We start from the raw sequence: 19550 nt of genomic DNA, 5'->3' as shown, positions 1-19550 counted from the left end.
GCCGTACTCCAACCCTCGGATAATGGCATCAGCCCGTCGCCCCTCTCGGACCCGTCGCTCGACGGCAACTACGACTACCAGAGCGACGACGTGGACCGACCGGGACTCGTCTCGGACCTCGAATCGCTCGTCGACGGCGACGTCCGTTTCGACAGCTACACGCGGCAGTTGTACGCGACGGACGCCAGCGCGTACGAAGTGACGCCCGTCGGCGTCGTCTTCCCCACCTCCACGGACGACGTCGCGGCCGTCGTCTCCTACTGTGCCGACCGGGAGATTCCGGTGCTCCCGCGCGGCGGCGGCACCAGCCTCGCCGGCCAGACGGTCAACGAAGCCGTCGTCCTCGACTTCCAACAGGAGATGGACGCGCTTCTCGACGTCGACCCGGACGCGGCCGTCGCCCGCGCCGAGGCCGGCGTTCGACTGGGCGACCTCAACCGCGAACTCGAACCGCACGGCCTGAAGTTCGCTCCCGACCCGGCGTGGGGCGACAAGAGCGCCCTCGGCGGCGCTATCGGCAACAACTCCACCGGCGCGCACTCGCTCGTCTACGGCAAGACCGACTACTACGTCGAGGAGGTCGAAGCCGTCCTCGCGGACGGGACGGTGACGCGATTCGGCGAAGTGAGCCTGGACGAACTCCGCGAGGGCGCGGACGAGGACGGCGACGTCGAGGAGCGCATCTACGCCGAAGTCCTGCACATCCTCGAGGAGGAGAGCGAGGAGATCGAGAAGCGATACCCCGACATGACGCGGAACGTCTCGGGCTACAACCTCGACGTCCTCGTCGACGAGGCCGAGTCGGGGTCGGTCAACCTCGCGAAACTGCTCGCGGGAAGCGAGGGAACCCTCGCCATCGTCACGGAGGCGACGGTGTCGCTCGAACCGATTCCGGAGACGAAATCCGTCGCCCTCCTCACCTACGACACCCTGCTGGACGCGATGGAGGACGTCGCTCCCATCCTCGAACACGGCCCCGCGGCCGTCGAGGTGATGGACGACGTCCTCCTCGATCTGGCGCGTGAGACGGCCGAATTCGAGGACGTGGTCGGCCTCCTCCCCGAGGGAACCGACTCCGTTCTCCTCGTCGAGTTCTACGCCGACAGCGACGACGACGGAAAACAGAAGGTGGCGGACCTGGTCGCCGACCGGGTACCCGGCGTCGACACCGAATTCGAACCCAGCGACGGCGCGGCGTCGATAACCGACAAAGAACGCTTCGCGGCCACGGCGATGGAGGCACACGACGCCGAGACGCGGGCGAAGTTCTGGAAGATGCGAAAGTCCGGCCTGCCGATTCTCCTCGGGCGAACGACGGACGAGAAACATATCGCCTACATCGAGGACACGGCCGTCCCCGCCGAGAATCTCCCCGACTACGTCGCCGACTTTCAGGAGATGCTCGAGCAGTACGACACCTTCGCTAGCTACTACGCCCACGCCGGCCCCGGCGTCCTCCACATCCGTCCGCTGGTCAACACCAAGACGGTGGCGGGCATCGAACAGATGGAGTCGATCGCGGACGCCGCGACGGACCTCGTCGTGAAATACGGCGGCTCGGTCTCGGGCGAGCACGGCGATGGGCGCGCCCGAACCCAGTGGAACCGGAAACTCTACGGCGACCATCTCTGGCAGACGTTCCGCGACCTGAAATCCGCTTACGACCCCGACTGGATTCTCAACCCCGGGCAGGTCTGTGGCGACGTCGACATGACCGAGAACCTCCGGTTCGGTACGGAGTACGAGTTCGACGCGGGGTTCGACCCGGCGCTGAACTGGGAGAACGAGAACGGTTTCCAGGGAATGGTCGAACTCTGTCACGGCTGTGGCGGCTGTCGCGGGCCCCAGGAGACGACGGGCGGGGTGATGTGTCCGACCTATCGCGCGGCCGAAGAGGAGATTCAGGCGACGCGCGGTCGGGCGAACATGCTCCGGCAGGCCATGAGCGGCGACCTCTCGGACGAGGAGCAGTTCGACGTGGAGTTCATGCGGGAGGTGTTGGATCTGTGTATCGGCTGTAAGGGCTGTTCGAAGGATTGCCCCAGCGAGGTCGATCTCGCGAAGATGAAAGTCGAGGTGGCGAACGAATACCACGACCGCCACGGGTCGTCGCTGCGCGACAAGATATTCGCCAACATCGATCGGTTGAACGCGCTCGGGTCGGCGCTCGCGCCCGTCTCGAACTGGGCGGCCAAGGTGCCGGGTGCGCGCACCGTACTGGAGAAGACGCTCGGCATCGCGCGCGAGCGGTCGCTCCCCGAGTTCGAGCGCGAATCGCTGGTCGATTGGTTCGACGCCCGCGGCGGCGCGCAGGTGAGCGCGGGCGACGCCGACCGCAAGGTGTTGCTCTTTCCGGACACGTACACGACGTACAACGCGCCGGAGGCGGGAAAGCGGCCGTCGAAGTGCTGGAGGCGGCGAACGTCCACGTCGAGATTCCACGAGACGTCGCGGGCAGTGGCCGGCCGCCGTATTCGAAGGGATTCGTCGAGAAAGCGCGCTCGCAGGCGCAAACGAACGTCGAGGCGCTGGCACCGAAGGTCCGTAACGGGTGGGACGTCGTGGTGGTCGAACCCTCCGACGCGGTGATGTTCCAGCCGGATTATCTCGACTTGCTCTCGGGCGAGGACGCGGCGACGGTGGCGTCCGGCACGTACGGCGTCCTCGAATACGTCGACGCGTTCCGCTTGGACGAGCAGTTCGACGCTGAGGCCGTCGGATCGCTCACGTACCACGGTCACTGCCACCAGAAGGCGACGAGAAAGGACCACCACGCGGTGGGCGTTCTCCGCCGGGCGGGCTACGAGGTGGACCCGCTGGACTCGGGCTGTTGTGGGATGGCCGGCTCTTTCGGCTACGAGGCCGAACACTTCTCGATGAGCAAGGCCGTCGGACGCATCCTGTTCGGCCAGGTCGACGACAGCCCCGGCGAGGAAGTCGTCGCCCCCGGAGCCTCCTGCCGGACGCAACTCGGCGACCACTACGCGGAGAAACCGCCCCACCCCGTCCGGAAACTCGCCGACGCCCTCGCGTAGGCCGTCAGTCGACTTCGAACGAGATCGGTTCGCCTCGATCCCAGACGTCGGTCACCGTCTCCCACGCCCACGCGATGGCGTCGGGGGTGTCGTTGCCGACGAACGCCCGGGCACTGCTGTCGGCGTACAGCACCATTCCCATCTCCGCGCCGTCGGGCGTATCGGCGACGACGAGGCCGAACGGGAGCGCTTCGTCGACCCGTCGCATCTCGACGGAGCCGGTCGCGAGCGACTCGCGGAGCGCGTCGGCGTGTGAGGCGACCAGCAACTCGACGACCTCGTCCGTGAGAACGAATTCGGCGGAGAGCCCCTCCTCGACGATCCGCTCCCGGTAGGTGTCGACATGTTTGGGGACGAGCGCCGATGCGAACGCCCGCACGTGCGTCGCGCGGTCGACGATGTCGGCGACGTGTGCGGCAGGGCGGTACGGAGCGTGTTTATCCGCCGTGACGACGGTTGCCGCGTCGAGGACCGCCGTCTGCAGTGGAACGTCCGGGGCGAGCAACGAGAGCACGTGGACGTTACCGACGACGCCGTCTATTCGGCGGCGAAACCGCCGATACTCGTCGAAGACGAGGCGGCCGGCGAGCGTCAACCGATAGCCGCTCGCTCCGCGTTCGACGAGTCCGTGCCGAGTGAGATCCTGTACCCCCGGTCGACGGTCGACCGGGACACGTCGAGTCGGTCGACGAGGTCTTCCTTTCTCGCTTCGCCGGACTCCAACGCCCCGAGGACGCCACGCCGTCGACGCACGAGTTCGATGACGTCCGCCGGGTCCCCCTCCGACATCGCATTGGTACATCGAGTCAGGCGTATAACCGTTAGGGAGCCGAATCTATATAAATAGGAAATACATTTATGTATGATAATTCACGGTCCGGCGAATATTGCAGAACGTAGCTTAATGATACAAGCGCTCGTTTGTGTGGTTGCCGGGGTGCCTCTGACATCCGGCATTGGGTCGCCGACTTTGCCCGGGTCGGCGTGCCCCACACTCGGTCGGCTTTGCCCGGGCCGACCGATTTCGAGGGAACTCCCTCGTCGAACGATTTTCTACACACCCGTGTCAACCGGTCGAGCGGCGTTTCTCGAACCGCGCGTGGACGGATTCGACCGCCGTGCGCAGGTCCGCCGCCGATTCGGCGTATCCGAGGTGTGAGCGACAGGCGCAGTCGGACGCGCCGAACCCCGGGACCGGCCCGCACGGAAGCGCGTCGGCGACGGCACACTCGGCGTCGACGCCCGCAGTCGCGACTACCTCGACGAGCGACGTCTCCGGGTGGCCGGTCAGGTAATCCACGTGCCAGTGGCGAACGTCGTGGTCGCCCGCGGCGACGCGCCGGTGACGGTCCACGCGGGCGAAGCCACCAGCGCCCAGCGCACTCCCGGTGTAGGCGTACGCGCCGGCGGGAAAGTCGAACGCGCCGAGCGCCCCGACGTCGACGACCGTCGGCCGCGGCAGCTCGACGACGAGCGTGTACGTCCCTCCGTCGTCGGCCATGTCGGGGGTTCGGTCGTCGCGGGACAAAACCGTGACGACCACCCGTCTCTCCCCGCGCGCGGACGTCACTCGGGTGGTTCTGTTACGAGAGAAGATCGTCGACTGTCGACGCCCCTCCGGACGGGACCCCGACCTCGTCGACGTGATCCGGAATCCCGCACCGATCGGTTTCTACGAACCGACAGGTATATATGATTTAGGTCAACCTAAATATATGTACGGAAAGAGGCGATGCCGGCACCGACCACGTCGTCTCCGATTCGGCGACGCCCGTCTGCCGCTCACAAGACGATGTCAAACAGCACGACACACACCACGGACGCGACACCGGTCGACGCCGACGCCGACCCGGTGCTCGAACTGGACGGCGTCAGCAAACGGTACGGTTCGGAACGGGTCATCTCCGACCTCGAACTGACCGTCCGTGACGGCGAGATTCTGACGCTGCTCGGTCCGTCGGGGTGTGGGAAGACGACGACCCTCAGACTCATCTCCGGTCTCGAACGCCCCGACGGCGGCGAGGTCCGTCTCAACGAGACCGCCGTCGCCGGCCCCGGGACGTTCGTCTCGCCCGAACGGCGCGGCATCGGGGTCGTCTTCCAGGAGTTCGCGCTCTTCCCGCATCTGACCGCCGCCGAGAACGTCGCCTTCGGACTCGACGGGTGGTCGGAGCGCCAACGCGAGGCGCGAGTCGAGGAACTGCTCTCGCTCGTCGGGCTCGAGGCCCAGGGTGACTCCTATCCGGACGAACTCTCCGGCGGCCAGCAACAGCGCGTCGCCCTCGCCCGGTCGCTCGCGCCCGAACCCGAAGTGCTGTTGCTGGACGAACCCTTCTCGAACCTCGACGTCGACCTCCGCGTCCAGATGCGCGAGGAAGTCCGACGCATCCTCAAGGAGACGGGCGTCACTGCAGTCTCAGTCACGCACGATCAGGAGGAGGCGATGTCGATCAGCGACCGGGTGGCCGTGATGAACGACGGGAAGATCGAACAGGTGGGAACTCCCGAACGGGTGTTTCAGCAGCCCAAATCGCGCTTCGTCGCCGGCTTCCTCGGCCACGCGAGTTTCCTCCCCGGCTACGTCCACGGCGACGAGGTGTCGACCGGGCTGGGTCCCGTCCCCCGCGACCAGATTCACGGCCTCGCGGGGTCGTACGACCGCACCCGCATCGATGTCCTCGTGCGTCCCGACGACCTGACGGCGATCCCGACGGACGGCGAGGCCGACGGCCGCGTCGTCGCTCGTCGCTACCTCGGTCCGACCATCCTCTACGAGGTCAGACTCGACGACGACACCACCGTCCAGTGTATGCACAACCACGACGAAACCATCTCGCTCGACGAACCCGTCCGCATCGACCTCTCGGCGGACCACGAACTCGCGTGGTTCCCGGTGGAACAGCGGCCGGACGCCGCTGCCGCGGACGACGACTGATCGGGCCCGCCGCTCGCGCCCCCGCTCAGACCGTCTCGAAGACGTGAATCGGCCAGTCCTGTTCGTGTGAGAGCGCGATCTCCCGTTCGGCCTCCGTCGGATCTCGCACCCGGAGTTCGACGTCGTCGCCGATAGCGACGGCGTCGTAGTCGGCGTCGACCCGGCCGAGCAGCCGCGCGCCGGAGTCGAGTTCGACCACTGCCACGGTGTAGGGTGCGTCGTCCTCGAACGCCGGCGGTGCCGTTCGGACTTCGGTGTAGGAGTAGATCTCGCCCGTTCGCGGCTGGTCTTCGAGTTCGAGATCGCGGCCCCCGCAGGCGTAACAGGCCGTTCGCGGCGGGACGAGCACCTCGCCACAGGAGCAGACGGCGGCGACGAGTCGGCCGTCCGAGAGGGCGTCGAAGAAGCCGGGGAGCGTGAACGGGCTGTCGGGAGTGAGCTCTTCCGGCGTCATGTTTCCACCACGTGCGAGACGGTCACGGCGTCGGCGACGCCGCCCTCGTTCATCAGCAGTGCGGTGTCGGCACCGTCGACCTGTCGGTCGCCGGCCTGCCCGGTCAGCTGTTCGTACGCCTCGATGGCCTGGAGGATTCCCGTCGCGCCGATGGGGTGGCCGCGCGCCTTGAGGCCGCCGCTGGTGCTCATCCGGACGTCGGTCCAGCCGGCGGAGCGCTCCGTGGGGGTGAGCGCCGACTCGACGCCGCGGCCGCGGGGGCGAATCCGGCCGCTTCGGCGAGCAACGCCTCGCAGATGGTGAAGGCGTCGTGGACCTCCGCGACGTCCACGTCGACGGGGTCGATCCCGGCCTGATCGTAGGCGCGCTCGGCGGCGACGTTCGCACCCTCGGGGAAGGTCATGTTCCGCTCGGCGACCGAGAGGTTGTTCGCGGCCGACCCCGCGCCCGTCACGCGAACCCGGTCGTCGGACGAGCGCAGGTCGTCGGCGACGTCGGGTGTCGCGACGAGGACGGTCGCCGCCGCGTCGCCGACGGGCGCGCAGTCGAACAGTTTGAGCGGCGGCGCGACGTAGTCCGAGCCGAGGACGGTGTCGACGTCCACCGCCGACTGGAACTGCGCGCGCGGGTTCGACGCCGCGTTGGCGTGGTTCTTGACTGCGATGCGGGCCAGGTCCTCCTCCGTCGCCTCGTACTCGTGGAGATATCGCTGCGCGAGGAGGGCGTACTGGCTCGGGGCGGTGACGCCCGACCGCTGTTCGAGCGCGCGGTCGAACGCCGCCGAGAGGGCGTCCGTCGCGCCGCCGGTGCCGCCGGCGGTCATCTTCTCGACGCCGCAGGCGAGGACGGCGTCGTGGGTCCCTCGGCGGACGTCCTCGACGGCGTGTTTCAGCGCGAGGGCCCCCGCCGCGGCACACCCCTCGACGCGTTCGGCGGGGACGTTTCGCAGGCCGGCCCACTCGGCCATCAGCGTCCCCTGCATGATCTGGTGCTCGTACGTTTCGGACTGGTTGCCGACGTAGAGCGCTTCGACGACCTCGGCGGGTGCGGGGAGGTCCTCGAACGCCTCCCCGAGCGCGACCGAGAACAGGTCGCGCCCGGTCAGCTCCGACCGTCCGACGGGCGACGACCCGACCGATACGATGACTGGGTCCGTCATGTGTGACACGTCCTCACTCGCCGTGCTTAGTTCTTTGCCGCCGACTCGACGAAATCGGACGTTCCGAGCGGTGAAGCGGTGGGCGTGAACGACGGCGCGAATCGGCGCTGGACACCGCGCTTAGAAGGTAAGCGTCGTCTCGTGGCCAGCGGCGACGCGGGACACTGCGCTCTCCGCGTCCATCGACGCCCAGTCGGCCAGGTCCGCTTCGCGAATTCCGCGGGCCGAACAGCAGTCGCGCAACGCGACGGCGTCGGTGAGCGCGTCCGCTTCGCGGAGTCGCTCTACGACGTGTCCGACCGTCGGGAGGCCGGAGGCATCGAGGGCGTGTAGGTCGGTTTCGTCGGTCAGGAGGCGGACGGCGTCGGCCATGGCGACGATAGCGACGTCGTCGCCGTCTTCCAGTGCGCCCTTCGCGGCGACGAAGGGGAGCGCGGACGACGGGTCGTCCGGTCCCGCGGTTAGCAACAGGAACATAGCTCCGTTTCGCCAGTCGGCCGTTTATTTCCGTCGTGTTCCAGTCGGTCGAGGTGAGACGTCGAACGCGGGCGATTTCGCCTTCACGGAACGCCCCCGGGCCGGTGACGCCGATTAGCCCGCGGCGAGGACGTTCAGTTCGGGGAAGACGAAAAACAGGATCAGGATCGAGGTCAACACGAAGAAATACGGGAGGGCTGCGCGGGCGATCTTCATGTAGTCGATGCCGGTGATACTGCTCATGATGTAGAGGTTCAGGCCGTACGGCGGGGTGATGAAGCCGATGGCGTCGCTGATCATGAAGATGACGCCCCACATGATCGGTGAGATACCGAGGGCGAACGCCGCGGGTGCGAGCAGCGGCGCGGTGAGGATCATGTTCGGGATCGACGCCAGCACCGACCCGCTCAACAGCATGACCACGAGCAGCGCGACGCCGACGAGGAGCGGCGAGTCGAGGGCGAGAATCGCGTTCGAGACGATGTCCTGTAGATTGAGAAAGGAGAGGCTCTGCTGTATCATGATCGACGTGATCAACACCGGGATGATGATGCCGACGAGATAGATGGTGAGCGACACCGACTCCGTCACGAAGTCGAAACTGTCGATGTGTCCGGAGAGTAACTCGGCAGTGACGACGACGAGGATGGCGATGGACGCCGACTCCGACGGTGTGAACACGCCCGTGAAGATGCCGCCGAGGAGGACGACGATGGCGAGCAGGGAGTTCCGCGCCCGGAATATCGACCGGGCGATGGACGTGAGGCTGAAGCCGTACTCGGTCGTGCCGTAGTCACGTCGGTAGGAGATGAGCGTCGACGTGACGACGAGCCCGCTCAGCATCAGGACACCGGGCAGGATGCCGGCGACGAACAGCTCCGACACGGGGAGGTTGAACGTGACGCCGTAGAGGATAAAGAGGACGCTGGGCGGGATGATGATGCCGAGCGTTCCGCCGGCGGCGATGGTGGCCGCGCTGAACACCGGGTCGTACCCTTCCTCGTCGAGTTCGTCGGTGAAGGCTTCGCCGACCGACGCCGTCGTCGCGGCGTTCGAGCCGGTAATGGCCGAGAAGACGCCGGCGGTGACGAGCGCCGTGTTCGCCGAACTGCCGGGGAGCCACCCCGCGACGGCCCGTGACAGGCCGATGATGTCGCGGGCGATCCGCAGTTGATTGATCAGCGCACCGACGAGGATGAACAGCGGAACCGCCGTGAGCGGGAACGTCCAGAGCTGATAGTACGAGACCAGCGCCATGTTCCGCAGGCTGAACACGGGGAAGATGACGGAGAAGCCGATCGCCCACGTCGAGAACACCAGCAGGATGGGAACGCCCACGATGAAGAGGAAGACGGCGAACGCGGTGAGGAGCGCGAGCGCGACTCCGGGGTCGAGGCCAGCGACCGCCGCCTGCAGCGCCAGCAGGCCGACGTGGTCGACGACCTGCAGTGCCAGCCCGGTCATTCGCCGACCACCTCGTCGGAGGCGTAGCGTATGTCGTCACCGCGGTAGTACGCGTACGTCACCCAGGCGACCTGCTCTGCGACGCGAAAGAGGACGAGCCCGACGCCGACCGTCACCGCCAGATAGGTGACGGCGTCCGGAACGGCCGTTCCCGTAATCGTTCCGCCGCGACTGAGGAAGCCGCCGAACACGGGAATCGAGTAGACGAACACGACGCCCGCGAAGGCGATCCAGCAGAGCCACTCGATCCAGTAGACGAGATACCGACCGGTGTTCGATAGCTCCGAGAGGACCATCGTAAAGCGCAGGTGGTCCTCGTTACGAATCACGTACGCCACGGAGAGCCAGGCGACCCAGACGAACATCCCGATCGCGCTCTCCTGTGCCCAGAGTGCCTGCTCGCCGGTCGCGGTTCGCTGGATCACCGCAAACCCGATTACCAGTCCGTAGACGACGAGAAGCGCCCCGCCGAGATACAGTTCGAGATTCCGCTCGAGGGCCGACGCGCGTCTCGTGGAGGCGGTCGGGGTCGAGAAGCGTTCGCATATAGCGCGAGAGTGTGCTCGACATTTACTGCGAGTTATATCCGGTCCAGATAGTCGTCCCACCAGGCATCGAGCGTGAAGTTCTCCGAGTCGTCGGGCACTCCGCTCTCCCGAGCCAGGTCGTACAGTCGGTCGAAGAACCCGTCGGTGAACTCATCGTGGACTCGGTCGATAGTGTCGCTGTAGAGATCGCGGTTGTCGGCGGGGTTGACGGGATTTTTCCACTCGTCGAGCTGGTCCTCGCTCAGCCAGTTGACGCGAACCGGCTCGCCGTCGGGGCCCTCGGTGTAGAAGTTCGACCCCTCGACCGGCGCGTCGGGGCTCAGCCCCTGGAAGCGCTCGTACGTCCGGTCGGTGCGCTGGATGCTCTGCTCGGCGAGGTCGGCGGTGACCTCCGCGAAGGCCGTCCGTTCCGCGTCGGAGAGTCCCTTGAGGAAGTCGACGTGACACCAGATGGGGTCGAGACCGGGGCCCACTGCGTGAGCGTCACCTGGGCGGTGATCGACGTGATCTGAGCCGCGACGGCGTAGGGCGGGATGATCTCAGGCCGTCGACGACGCCCGACTTCATCCCCTGCAGCGTGTCGGCGAACGAGATGGTAATCGGGTTCATCCCGAGTTCGTCGAACGCGGTGGAGATGACTTCGCTCTGGGTCGTCCGGATCTTCCGGCCTTCGAAATCCGCCGGTGACGTCACCGGCTCCCCGGGTCGCTCCCGATACCGGTGAGGTGGGCACGGTATCCCGGCGGGTCGAACCCGATCGGCACTACGTTGTACTTCTTGGCGAAGGGGACCCAGTACTCCTCCCAGGTGGTCGGGTGGACGAAGCTGTACCCAATCGAGGCGCGCTGGTGGACCGGGAACGTGTACGGGATGCTCCAGATCTCGTTTTCCGGCCAGATTTTCGCGGAGTTGGCGACGGAGCTGCTGCCGAGCTGGATCACGCGCGAGTCTAGTTTCGACATACAGGACTGCTCACTGCAGAGCTCCTGGCTTCCCACGAGGGTGAGATCGGGCGCGGATTCCCGCTCGTCGAGGCGACGTTCGAGTTCGAAGATGGGGTAGACCAGCCCGACCCCGTCCGGCCCTTCGGGCAGTTCGGCGTCGAAATCCCACCCCGTCGTGTCGGGGTTCTGCGTGCCGGCCCATCGGGCCGTCGTGCTACTGCTACTCTCGCCCGTGGTTTCGGTACCGCCCTCGTCTCCGGTGGTTCCTACGCCCCCAGACAGCCCGCAAAGCCTCCGGCGAGGACGCCGAGGGAGGCCGTCTTGAGGAACTCCCGTCTGGAGCGGTTCGTCGATGCTACGCGTTCGTCGGTGTGTCTGTCTGTCGTCATCGTTGGGTGCGTCGTCTCGTCTGCCCGTCGGCCACGCCCGGTTTACGTCAGTAGAGGCGAACCGAGATGACCGTCGAACGAGCGTCGATTCTCTCGCTACGATCACGTACGGGCCGTGGGGTGATTCCTCTGTCCTCCTCGTCATCATTTTCCGAGAGTCGTGACGCCTCGGACGTCTCCTCTCGAAGACACGACCCACATAATAGCCGGTTACAGTTCCGTGATCGGGTGTTTCGGTGTCGAATCGGAGCGTATCGTCGAAACTTCCGTCCGTTTCTCAACTTCTCCCCGCGACCGGTGGCGGGTCCGAATCTTACAGGAACGGGCAAAAATTGCTCTCTACGGTCGAACGGCCACGACGTGGCCGATCGGCGTCTCTCCGGGCGGACGACGCGTCTCGGGACAAAAGAGGCTCGAAACGGCCCTCAGTCGTCTGCCCGGTCGCCGTCGTCGGGCAGTAGGTCGTCGGGCCGCCGCAGGTACGCCGGTTTGGCCAAGTAGTTCCGGATTCGCTCGCGGTCGTCGTCGGTGATTCCTCCCGAAGACATCACTCGCCAGTAATGTGTTTCCGAAGTTGAATCTCTCCCTTCGCATACGAAGGTGACTATACTTGTGTTGTTTCGGACGGGACGCAACAGTCGGCCCCCACAGTATATCTCCGTTCGGCCACTGGAACGCACATGGCCGTCTACGAGCGCCGAACTCGCGTGTCCGCTCCGCTCGAAGCCGTCTGGGACTTTCACTCCCGGCCGAGCGGGCTGGAGGCGTTGACTCCCGAGTGGCTGCATCTCCGCGTGGAGGCGGTCCGCGCCCCCGACGGCGACACGGATCCGAACGTGCTGGTCGCCGGGTCGCGGATTCGAGTCTCCGTTCGACCCTTCGGCGTCGGCCCCCGACGGCGTTGGGTGTCGGTCATCACCGACCGGGAACGAACGGACGGAGCCGCGCACTTCCGCGACGAGATGGCGGAGGGGCCGTTCGCACGCTGGGTCCACACACACCGATTTTTCGCCGACGGCGACGAGACGGTAGTGGCGGACCGCGTCGACTACCGGCTGCCGGGGGGACGCGTCGGTGGCGCGCTCTCCCCGCTCGCTCGCGTCGGCTTCGACCCCGTGTTTCGCTACCGGCACCGGAAGACTCGGGAACTGCTGGAGTGACCCTTTTGGCGGCGTGGGCCGAGAGGCAGGTATGGACATCGACGTCGTGGACGTAGACCACGTGGCACTGCGCGTGAGCGACGTGGACCGGGCGCTGGCGTTCTATCACGACCTGCTCGGCCTGCCGATCCGTGACCGGGAGCGCTTCGAGAGCGGCGAGGTGCCGTACGTCGCCGTCGCCGCCGGCGGCCGGCACCTCCACCTCGTCCCGACCGACGACCCGTTCGACGTCGGCGGCGAACACGTCTGTCTGCTCGTCCGCTCCGACGAGATAGCGACCCGCGAGCAGTTGACTCGCCTCCTCGACGAGTTGCGCGAGGCCGGCGTCACCGTCGAGGCGGGCGAACCGCGGAAGCGATACGGGGCCTACGGGCGCGACTGGGCGGCCTACGTCCGCGATCCGGACGGCCGCCGGGTCGAGCTCAAACTTCACTGAGGCGTGGCGGTCACGACGATGCCGACGAGGACGACGACGCCGCCGATCAGCGTCCAGACGGCGGGCACCTCACCGAGGAAGACGAGCGCGAGGAGCGTGCTGCCGACGGGTTCGCCGAGCAACGAGACGCTGACCACGCTCGACTCCAGATGCGCGAGCGCCCAGTTGACGACGGTGTGACCGAACAGCCCCGGGCCGACGGCCATCGCGAGAAAGAGCGTCCACTCGCGGGACGGATAGTCGAACAGCGGATACCCCGTGCGGACGACGACAGCGAGCAACCCCGCCGCGCAGACGAGGTAGACGATCAGCACGTACGGCAGGAGGGGGAGCCGCTGGCGGAGCGACCGGCCGGCGAGGACGTACCCCGGCCGCCGCCGCACCGACGAGTGCCAGCGCGTTGCCGTAGGCCTGTCCGACGCCGGCGACGAGCGCGTCGCCGATAGACATCGTCGCCGCGCCCGCGAGCGCGACGACGATGCCGACGACGGTCCGGGGCGTGACGCGTTCGTCGAGTACCGCCCACGCGCCGGCAGCGACGAACGCGGGCTGGGTCTGGACGAGTGTGACGCTCGCCGCGATCGTCGTGTGGTTCAGACTCTCGAACCAGGCTCCGAAGTGGACGGCGAGCGCCAGCCCCGAGGCGGCGGCGAACCCGACGTCCCGCCGTCGGAGCCCGGCGAACGCCCGCCGGTGACGAGTGAGGGCGACCGGCGCGAGCAACGCCGCGGTGAAGACGACGCGGTAGAGCGCCTTCACGAGGCTGGGCGCGTCGCTCCACCGAACCAGCACGGCGCTGGTGCTGACGGCGAGGACCGCCACGACGAGGGCGGCCCGCGGCGGGACGAGGGCATCGACGTTTGCCATCGGGTCGACGTCGGACGGCAGCGAGTTACCCGTTTCGCCGCGCCGAGTCCGTCAGGCTTCGATGTGTATCGTCCCCAGACGCGTCAGATCGTGGTAGTCGTTGAGCCGAACCGCCGCCGGATACACCCCGCCGCCGGGGTTCGTCACGGCGTCGTAGACGACGATCACCCGGTCTCCGCCGTCGAGGTTGTAGTTGCCGCCGAGTTCGATGCGGAGGAGATCTCCCCCTCGCGAACGTCGACGCCGCCGTTGCTCGGGTCTTCGACGTCGCTGTAGACGTCCGTGTCGATCTTGCCGTCGCCGTCGTTGTCGATGCCGATGCGCTTGATGTCCGAGCGTTCGTCCTGCGCGAGCGCCACGCTCCCGTTGAGATACTCGATCTCGACGCTGTTGAGCGAGTCGCCGTCGAGAGACGAGCCGGGCGGGATCGGAAATTCGGCGCGGTGACGAACGGACGACTTCTCGGGGCTGTCGTCGAGCGCGTAGATGAGGCCGCTGCCGGTGTCCGACTCGGTGTCCGAGGCGAACGACGGCATCTCGAAGTCGGTGTCCAGAAACATCAGCCCAGTCGTGAGTATCGACGCGAGGAGGATGACCAGGGCGACGAGCAGAATCGTCGCGACGACGGGGCTCACGGCGCGGGACCTGTCGGTTGGCACTGACCTGACGTTCGCGAACGGGAGCGAAAAGCGACACCCCTAACTGGTTCAGATGCGCCCGTCGCTGTCGAGATACGGGGCGCTCACGCCGAACCAACGTCGGGTCGAGGAGTCTTTCACACTCGTCGCCGCTCGCGGGCGACGAGGTCCAGTCCGCTCTCCCCGATTTGAACGGGGGCAAGCCGATCTACAGTCGGCTGCTCTACCAGGCTGAGCTAAGAGCGGTCTACCTAGATCCAGGCGCTCCACCGGCCTTAAGAATTCTCATTCAGCGCGTCCCACCGACCGCAGAACGACCGACGGGACTTTTGCGCTCGCGGCGACACCGACCCCACATGGACGGAGAGCGACAGGCGACGTTCGGTCCCGACGGGGAGCTGGAGACCGACACTCCGCCGGAGGTGACGGGCGAAAACGACGTCGGCGAGGAGAAAGGTCCGAACGAGACCGACGGCGGCTACAACCGCTACGCGGTGGCGAGCCTCCTCCAGAAAGCCGTCCGTCGCTCCGACGAGGAAGTCGCCGCGTGGGCGGCGTGGGAACTCGCTCGCTCGGGCTTTGGCTGGAACCTCTGGGACCGACTCAACATGTTCGTTATCGAGGACCTGCGGGCGGACGAACGCACGGCGCTCCTCGTCGCCCGCTACGAGGAACTGGCGACCGAGCGCTGGTCGCCCGAATCGAGCGAGGGGCGACGCTGTGCGATTCAGGCCGCTCTCGCGGCGGCGCGGGCGACGTCCTCGCGCGAGGCCACGCACGCGAACAACTACTTCGACAGGGTCGCCGAACTCCGCGCCGAGGCGGCCGACCGCGGCGAGGACCCCGACGCCGACTTCCCCGTCGAGGACGTCGACGTCGGCGGGACGTACGACGTCGCCCTCGACGGCCACACGGGCGAGGGGAGTCGTGCCGGCCGGGGGTCGGAGTTCTTCCGCGTCCACGGCGGGCGCGTCGGCCCGGAGGCCGAATCCGGCCTGAGCGCTCGCTGGAAGCGACTACGGATGGAACTCGACGAAAACGACTACACCGACGAGCAGCTCGCCCACGCGCTGTCGCCCGTCGATCCGGACGACCCGTGGGACGAACCCGACTTCTCCGGGAGCGGGTGAGTTCACTCCGCGTCGTCGAGGACGGTTTCGAGGGCGTCCATCGCCTCGTCGACTTTCGTCACGTCGGCGTTGTAGCCCATGTGTCCGACCCGGAGGACGTCGTTCGACAGGTCGCCGAGCCCCGTCGCGAGCGTCACGTCCCGTTCGGCGTCGAGCCGTTCCTGGAGGGCCTCGGCGCGCCCCGGGACGTGGAAGGCCGTGACCGTCGGCGAACTCCGCTCGACGTCGGGGTAGACGTCGAGTCCGAGTTCGCGCCCGCGCTCGCGACACCGAGAGGCCGCTTCGAGGTGGCGGGCGTACACCGTCTCGACGCCCTCGTCGACGACGAGCGAGAGCGCTTCGTCGAGGGCGACCACCAGCGTCGTCAGATGCGTGTAGGGGAACAGGTCGCCGATTTCGCGCCACGGGAGGAGGTTCGTGTAGAGCGAGTCGGGGTCGACGGCTTCGATGCGTTCCCACGCCGCGTCGCTGACCGAGACGGGCGCGAGGCCGGGCGGGGCGCTGAAGCATTTCTGCGATCCGCCGATGCCGACGTCGATGTACTCGGTGGGGACGGGGACGCCGCCGAGCGACGAGACGGCGTCGACGATGGTCAACGCGCCGTGGTCCTGCAGGCGCTTCAGCGCGGGTTCGACGTCGTTGAGCATCCCCGTGGGCGTCTCGCAGTGGACCATCGTCGCCACCTCGAAGTCGCCGTCGGCGAGGACGGAATCGAGGGCGTCGAGATCGAGCGGTTCGTCGTAGGGGCTTCGACGAGCGTGGGGTCGCCGCCGTAGTTCTCCACGAAGTCGGCGAAGCCGTCGCCGTAGAGACCGTTCGACAGACAGAGCACGTCGTCCCCGGGTTCGACGGTGGAGGCGACGGCGGCTTCGAGGCCGAGAATCCCTTCGCCGCCGAGGACGACGACGTCGTCGTCGGTGTCGTAGACGCGGGCGAGTTTCCCGGTCAGGTCGTCGTAGATCTCTCGGAACTCGGGGTCGACGTCGGGGTTGACGAGTTCGCGGCTCATCGACTCTCTGACCGACGGCGGGAGCGCCGTCGGCCCGGGGGTCAGCAGCATACGTCGGCGTTCGCCCGCCGGATGCATATACTATCCGGCGCCGGACGGGAAGGAACAAGGCGGTTCGCACGCAAGCGGGGCGCATGACCGGAAAGCTCACTCCGGCGATGCTGGAAGAACTCGTCTTCTCGCGGACGGGCGCGCCGAACGAGGACGTCCTCTACGGGCCGGCGTTCGGCGAGGACGCCGCGGCCCTCCGCGTCGGCGACGAGACGCTGGTCGTGAGCAGCGACCCCATCTCGCTGGCGGCCGAGCGCATCGGAACGCTCGGCGTCGCCATCGCCTCGAACGACGTCGCTGCCTGCGGGGGCGTCCCCGAATTTCTCCTCCCGACCGTCCTCCTCCCTCGCGAGGAGTACGAACTGGTCGACACCATCTCCGCGCAACTGGACGCGGAGGCGACCCGCCTCGGCATGAGCATCGTCGGCGGCCACAGCGAAACCGTCGCCGGACTCGACCGGCCGCTCCTCTCGCTCACCTGCATGGGCGCGGCCGACCGCTACGTCCCCACCTCGGGGGCGACCCCCGGCGACCGGGTGCTTCTCACGAAGGGGGCGGGCATCGAGGCGACGGCCGTTCTCGCGACGGACTTCCGTGACGAGGTGGACCTGTCTGCCGACCTCCTCGACCGCGCGGCCGGCTTCTTCGACGACCTGAGCGTTCTCGTGGAGTCGACCGTCCTCGCGCCCGTCGCCTCGGCCATGCACGATCCGACGGAGGGCGGGGTTCTGGAGGGCCTCCTCGAAGTCGCGCTCGCGTCGGAGGCGTCGCTCGTCGTCGACGACGTTCCCGTCCGCGAGGAGACGCGGGCGCTCTGTGACGCGGTGGGCGTCGACCCGCTCCGGACGCTCGGATCGGGGGCGTTGCTCGCGACGGTGCCCGAACCGGAGACGGAGAGCGTGCTCGGCGAACTCGACGCCGAGGGCGTCGAAGCGTGGGACGTCGGCGTCGTCGAGGCGGGCGACCCGGGCGTGACCCTCGACGGCGACCGCTACACCGACCCCGTTCAGGACGACATCTACGAACTCTGGGAGTGAGCGTCTGCTTCGCGAACGCGAATCCCCTTCTCCGCGAGGTGGCGCATCCGCCGCTGGGCGAAATCCTCCTCTCTGGTGCCGCGAGTGGCGAGGACGTAGACGCGGGCGCTCCCGGCGGGGCGCATCGTCCGTCCGGCGCGCTGGGCACCTTGGCGGCGCGACCCGCCCAGCCCCGAGGCGACGACGGCCAGTCCCGCGTTCGGCAGGTCGATGCCCTCGTCGCCGACGCGGGAGACGACGAGCGTCCGTAACTCGCCTCGCTTGAACTGCTCGAACAGGCGTTCGCGTTCGTAATGGGGCGTCTCGCCGCTGACGAAGGGTGCGTCGAGCGCGTCGGCGAGGGTCCGTCCCTGATCCAGCCAGTCGACGAACACCAGTGCCTTCTCGTCGCGATGTTCCGCGAGCAGGCGGCGTATCTCGTCCGCTTTCGCCGGGTTCGTCGCCGCGAGTCGGCGTCGGTCGCGACCGTCGGCGCTGGCGTACTCGTTCCGGGTGACGTCGTCGGTCCAGGGGACGTAGCGGATCTCGACTTCGGGCTCCTGAACGTAGCCGTGATCGAAGAGCGCATCCCAGTCGGTGCCGATGGGCGGGCCGACGAGCGTGAAAATCTCCGTCTCCCTGTCGTCTTCGCGCACTGGCGTCGCCGAGAGTCCGAGGCGGTGTCGGCTCTGGAGGTCCGCGCTCCGACGGTAGACCTCGCTGGGGATGTGATGGACCTCGTCGTAGACGATCAGGCCCCACTCGCGGGAGTCGAACAGCGACCGGTGGCGGTCCATGCCGGCGACCTGGTAGGTGGCGACGGTGACCGGACGAATCTCCTTCTGTCCGCCGTGGTACTCGCCGACCTGTTCCGCCGAGAGCGAGGTGTGTTCGAGGAGTTCGGTGCGCCACTGGCCGGCGAGTTCGCGACTCGGGACGAGAATCAGCGTCTCGCCGCCGACGGCCGCGAGGACGCCGATCGCGGCGACGGTCTTGCCGCTCCCCGACGGACCGACGAAGACGCCCGCTCGCTGGTCGAGAAATCGGTCGATCCAGTCGCGCTGGTACTCCCGGAGATCGGTGTGGAGTTCGACGTCGAGCGGATCGCCCGTCTCGAGGTCACGTTCGTCGACGACGGGGTAGCCCGCCTCGTAGAGGACTCGCTTGATGGCCGCTTCGGAGCCCTCGACGACCCAACTTTCCGTATCAGAGATCGGCGCGTGGAGCTGTTCCTCGTCGAGTTTCTGGCGTGCGACGTTGCCCATGAGGCTCTCGCTCGCCGCTTCGAGGACCGTGTAGCCGTCGTCGTGGGTGTAGAGAGTGAACTGCCGGGCGCGATTCCACTGGGTTTCGAGCCACTCTTCGAGGTGGGGAGAGCGCCGCGGTAGCACCGACCGGACGGTAGCGCGGAGCGACTCGAAGTCGTCGAAGGGGGCGGCCCAGACGTCCTCCTGCCGTATCTCGTAGAGATAGCCACCGTCGCCCGTCGTGTCGACGAGGTGGGCGAACTGCGAGAGTTGCGCGCGGGTGTACTGGGTCGGCTGGTCGACGACGAGTTCGCGCCGGTCCGGGAAGACGACGACGCGCTCCCGGTCGGCGAGGCGACCCCATTCAGTCGGATACCAGACCACGGGGTCGGCTTCGACGTCGAGGCGTTCGACGCCGCCTTCCTCGGCGAGGGCGTCGAGGGCGTCGCGAGCGCTCGCCTGCGAACAGTCGAGACGACGGGCTATCTGTTGGGCCGTGGCGACGGGGCGGCCCTCCGTCTGCAGCGCGTCGTAGAACGAATCCAGCGTGACGTCGTCGGTCATCGGTCGCCGTACGTGCGCGAGCGAGAA

The 19550-nt window shown here is 67.4% G+C and carries 21 protein-coding genes, 1 tRNA gene and 3 pseudogenes; 6 read left to right on the top strand and 19 right to left on the bottom strand.

Features of this window, described 5'->3' with window-relative positions; translation table 11 throughout:
- The first annotated feature begins 27 nt into the window (after positions 1-27).
- Positions 28-3035: pseudogene (locus tag ACFQJD_RS09740) on the top strand (FAD-binding and (Fe-S)-binding domain-containing protein).
- Between the two features lie 4 nt (positions 3036-3039).
- Here ACFQJD_RS09740 and ACFQJD_RS09735 read toward each other — a convergent pair.
- The 3 genes from ACFQJD_RS09735 to ACFQJD_RS09725 all read right to left on the bottom strand — a co-directional run bounded on the left by ACFQJD_RS09735 (position 3040) and on the right by ACFQJD_RS09725 (position 4536).
- The gene (locus ACFQJD_RS09735; protein ID WP_379797888.1) at positions 3040-3630 is read right to left on the bottom strand and encodes a helix-turn-helix transcriptional regulator; all 591 of its coding nucleotides are present in this window, start codon (positions 3628-3630) and stop codon (positions 3040-3042) included.
- Complete coding sequence (locus tag ACFQJD_RS09730; protein WP_379797886.1) at positions 3627-3824, bottom strand: hypothetical protein; 198 nt, start codon at positions 3822-3824, stop codon at positions 3627-3629. The genes ACFQJD_RS09735 and ACFQJD_RS09730 overlap by 4 nt, the downstream gene beginning before the upstream one ends.
- A 277-nt stretch (positions 3825-4101) precedes the next feature.
- A complete protein-coding gene (locus ACFQJD_RS09725; protein ID WP_379797884.1) occupies positions 4102-4536 on the bottom strand; it encodes a GIY-YIG nuclease family protein in 435 nt (144 codons plus the stop codon).
- 291 nt (positions 4537-4827) lie between these two features.
- Between ACFQJD_RS09725 and ACFQJD_RS09720 the strand changes: the two genes are divergently transcribed.
- On the top strand, positions 4828-5970 hold the full coding sequence (locus tag ACFQJD_RS09720) for an ABC transporter ATP-binding protein (protein ID WP_379797883.1): 1143 nt from the start codon (positions 4828-4830) through the stop codon (positions 5968-5970).
- A 25-nt stretch (positions 5971-5995) separates the two neighbouring features.
- Here ACFQJD_RS09720 and ACFQJD_RS09715 read toward each other — a convergent pair whose 3' ends face one another.
- The 11 genes from ACFQJD_RS09715 to ACFQJD_RS09665 form a co-directional block, all read right to left on the bottom strand.
- A complete protein-coding gene (locus ACFQJD_RS09715; protein ID WP_379797881.1) occupies positions 5996-6424 on the bottom strand; it encodes a Zn-ribbon domain-containing OB-fold protein in 429 nt (142 codons plus the stop codon).
- Entirely contained in the window at positions 6421-6615 is a 195-nt protein-coding gene (locus ACFQJD_RS09710) for a thiolase C-terminal domain-containing protein (RefSeq protein WP_379797879.1), read from the bottom strand. The genes ACFQJD_RS09715 and ACFQJD_RS09710 overlap by 4 nt, the downstream gene beginning before the upstream one ends.
- A complete protein-coding gene (locus ACFQJD_RS09705; RefSeq protein WP_379797877.1) occupies positions 6612-7583 on the bottom strand; it encodes a thiolase C-terminal domain-containing protein in 972 nt (323 codons plus the stop codon). The genes ACFQJD_RS09710 and ACFQJD_RS09705 overlap by 4 nt, the downstream gene beginning before the upstream one ends.
- 120 nt (positions 7584-7703) lie before the next feature.
- On the bottom strand, positions 7704-8060 hold the full coding sequence (locus ACFQJD_RS09700) for a DsrE family protein (RefSeq protein ID WP_379797875.1): 357 nt from the start codon (positions 8058-8060) through the stop codon (positions 7704-7706).
- A 114-nt stretch (positions 8061-8174) separates the two neighbouring features.
- Positions 8175-9524 carry a TRAP transporter large permease gene (locus ACFQJD_RS09695; RefSeq protein WP_379797873.1) on the bottom strand — a complete coding sequence of 450 codons (1350 nt, stop codon included), beginning with the start codon at positions 9522-9524 and terminating at the stop codon, positions 8175-8177.
- Positions 9521-10132: a TRAP transporter small permease gene (locus ACFQJD_RS09690; RefSeq protein ID WP_379797871.1), complete on the bottom strand. Its 612-nt coding sequence runs from the start codon at positions 10130-10132 to the stop codon at positions 9521-9523. The genes ACFQJD_RS09695 and ACFQJD_RS09690 overlap by 4 nt, the downstream gene beginning before the upstream one ends.
- The gene (locus ACFQJD_RS09685; protein WP_379797869.1) at positions 10105-10545 is read right to left on the bottom strand and encodes a hypothetical protein; all 441 of its coding nucleotides are present in this window, start codon (positions 10543-10545) and stop codon (positions 10105-10107) included. Before ACFQJD_RS09685 ends, ACFQJD_RS09690 begins: the two co-directional genes overlap by 28 nt.
- A gap of 10 nt (positions 10546-10555) precedes the next feature.
- Positions 10556-10765 (bottom strand): hypothetical protein, encoded by a 210-nt coding sequence (locus ACFQJD_RS09680; RefSeq protein WP_379797867.1) that lies wholly within the window; start codon positions 10763-10765, stop codon positions 10556-10558.
- Positions 10762-11013, bottom strand: a complete 252-nt coding sequence (locus ACFQJD_RS09675) for a hypothetical protein (protein WP_379797865.1) — start codon at positions 11011-11013, stop codon at positions 10762-10764. The genes ACFQJD_RS09680 and ACFQJD_RS09675 overlap by 4 nt, the downstream gene beginning before the upstream one ends.
- 269 nt (positions 11014-11282) lie before the next feature.
- Positions 11283-11405: a twin-arginine translocation signal domain-containing protein gene (locus ACFQJD_RS09670; RefSeq protein ID WP_379797863.1), complete on the bottom strand. Its 123-nt coding sequence runs from the start codon at positions 11403-11405 to the stop codon at positions 11283-11285.
- A gap of 425 nt (positions 11406-11830) precedes the next feature.
- Positions 11831-11953: a hypothetical protein gene (locus tag ACFQJD_RS09665; RefSeq protein WP_379797861.1), complete on the bottom strand. Its 123-nt coding sequence runs from the start codon at positions 11951-11953 to the stop codon at positions 11831-11833.
- A gap of 132 nt (positions 11954-12085) precedes the next feature.
- Here ACFQJD_RS09665 and ACFQJD_RS09660 point away from each other — a divergent pair, with 132 nt between their 5' ends.
- Positions 12086-12565, top strand: coding sequence for an SRPBCC family protein (locus ACFQJD_RS09660; protein WP_379797859.1), 480 nt, complete (start codon positions 12086-12088; stop codon positions 12563-12565).
- Between the two features lie 31 nt (positions 12566-12596).
- Complete coding sequence (locus ACFQJD_RS09655) at positions 12597-13001, top strand: VOC family protein (protein ID WP_379797857.1); 405 nt, start codon at positions 12597-12599, stop codon at positions 12999-13001.
- Here the strand turns inward: ACFQJD_RS09655 and ACFQJD_RS09650 are convergent.
- The 3 genes and pseudogenes from ACFQJD_RS09650 to ACFQJD_RS09640 form a co-directional block, all read right to left on the bottom strand.
- Positions 12995-13868, bottom strand: a pseudogene (locus ACFQJD_RS09650) (DMT family transporter). The gene ACFQJD_RS09655 and the pseudogene ACFQJD_RS09650 sit on opposite strands and share 7 nt — an antisense overlap.
- Positions 13869-14032: 164 nt before the next feature.
- Positions 14033-14503 (bottom strand): hypothetical protein, encoded by a 471-nt coding sequence (locus tag ACFQJD_RS09645; RefSeq protein ID WP_379797855.1) that lies wholly within the window; start codon positions 14501-14503, stop codon positions 14033-14035.
- A gap of 176 nt (positions 14504-14679) precedes the next feature.
- Positions 14680-14752, bottom strand: a tRNA-Tyr gene (locus tag ACFQJD_RS09640).
- A 110-nt stretch (positions 14753-14862) separates the two neighbouring features.
- Here ACFQJD_RS09640 and ACFQJD_RS09635 point away from each other — a divergent pair.
- Positions 14863-15636, top strand: coding sequence for a hypothetical protein (locus ACFQJD_RS09635; protein ID WP_379797853.1), 774 nt, complete (start codon positions 14863-14865; stop codon positions 15634-15636).
- Between the two features lie 2 nt (positions 15637-15638).
- Here ACFQJD_RS09635 and ACFQJD_RS09630 read toward each other — a convergent pair.
- A pseudogene (locus ACFQJD_RS09630) lies at positions 15639-16696 on the bottom strand (pyridoxal-phosphate-dependent aminotransferase family protein).
- An 83-nt stretch (positions 16697-16779) separates the two neighbouring features.
- Here ACFQJD_RS09630 and ACFQJD_RS09625 point away from each other — a divergent pair.
- Positions 16780-17733 carry an AIR synthase family protein gene (locus ACFQJD_RS09625; protein WP_379797851.1) on the top strand — a complete coding sequence of 318 codons (954 nt, stop codon included), beginning with the start codon at positions 16780-16782 and terminating at the stop codon, positions 17731-17733.
- Here the strand turns inward: ACFQJD_RS09625 and ACFQJD_RS09620 are convergent.
- The gene (locus ACFQJD_RS09620) at positions 17715-19523 is read right to left on the bottom strand and encodes a DEAD/DEAH box helicase (RefSeq protein WP_379797850.1); all 1809 of its coding nucleotides are present in this window, start codon (positions 19521-19523) and stop codon (positions 17715-17717) included. The genes ACFQJD_RS09625 and ACFQJD_RS09620 overlap by 19 nt on opposite strands.
- Positions 19524-19550 lie beyond the last annotated feature (27 nt).

Source organism: Haloplanus sp. GCM10025708 (assembly GCF_042663985.1).
Classification (GTDB): Archaea; Halobacteriota; Halobacteria; order Halobacteriales; family Haloferacaceae; genus Salinirarus; species Salinirarus marinus.
Note: the sequence above shows the minus strand (reverse complement) of the source record. Positions and strands in the feature narration are given on the sequence as shown.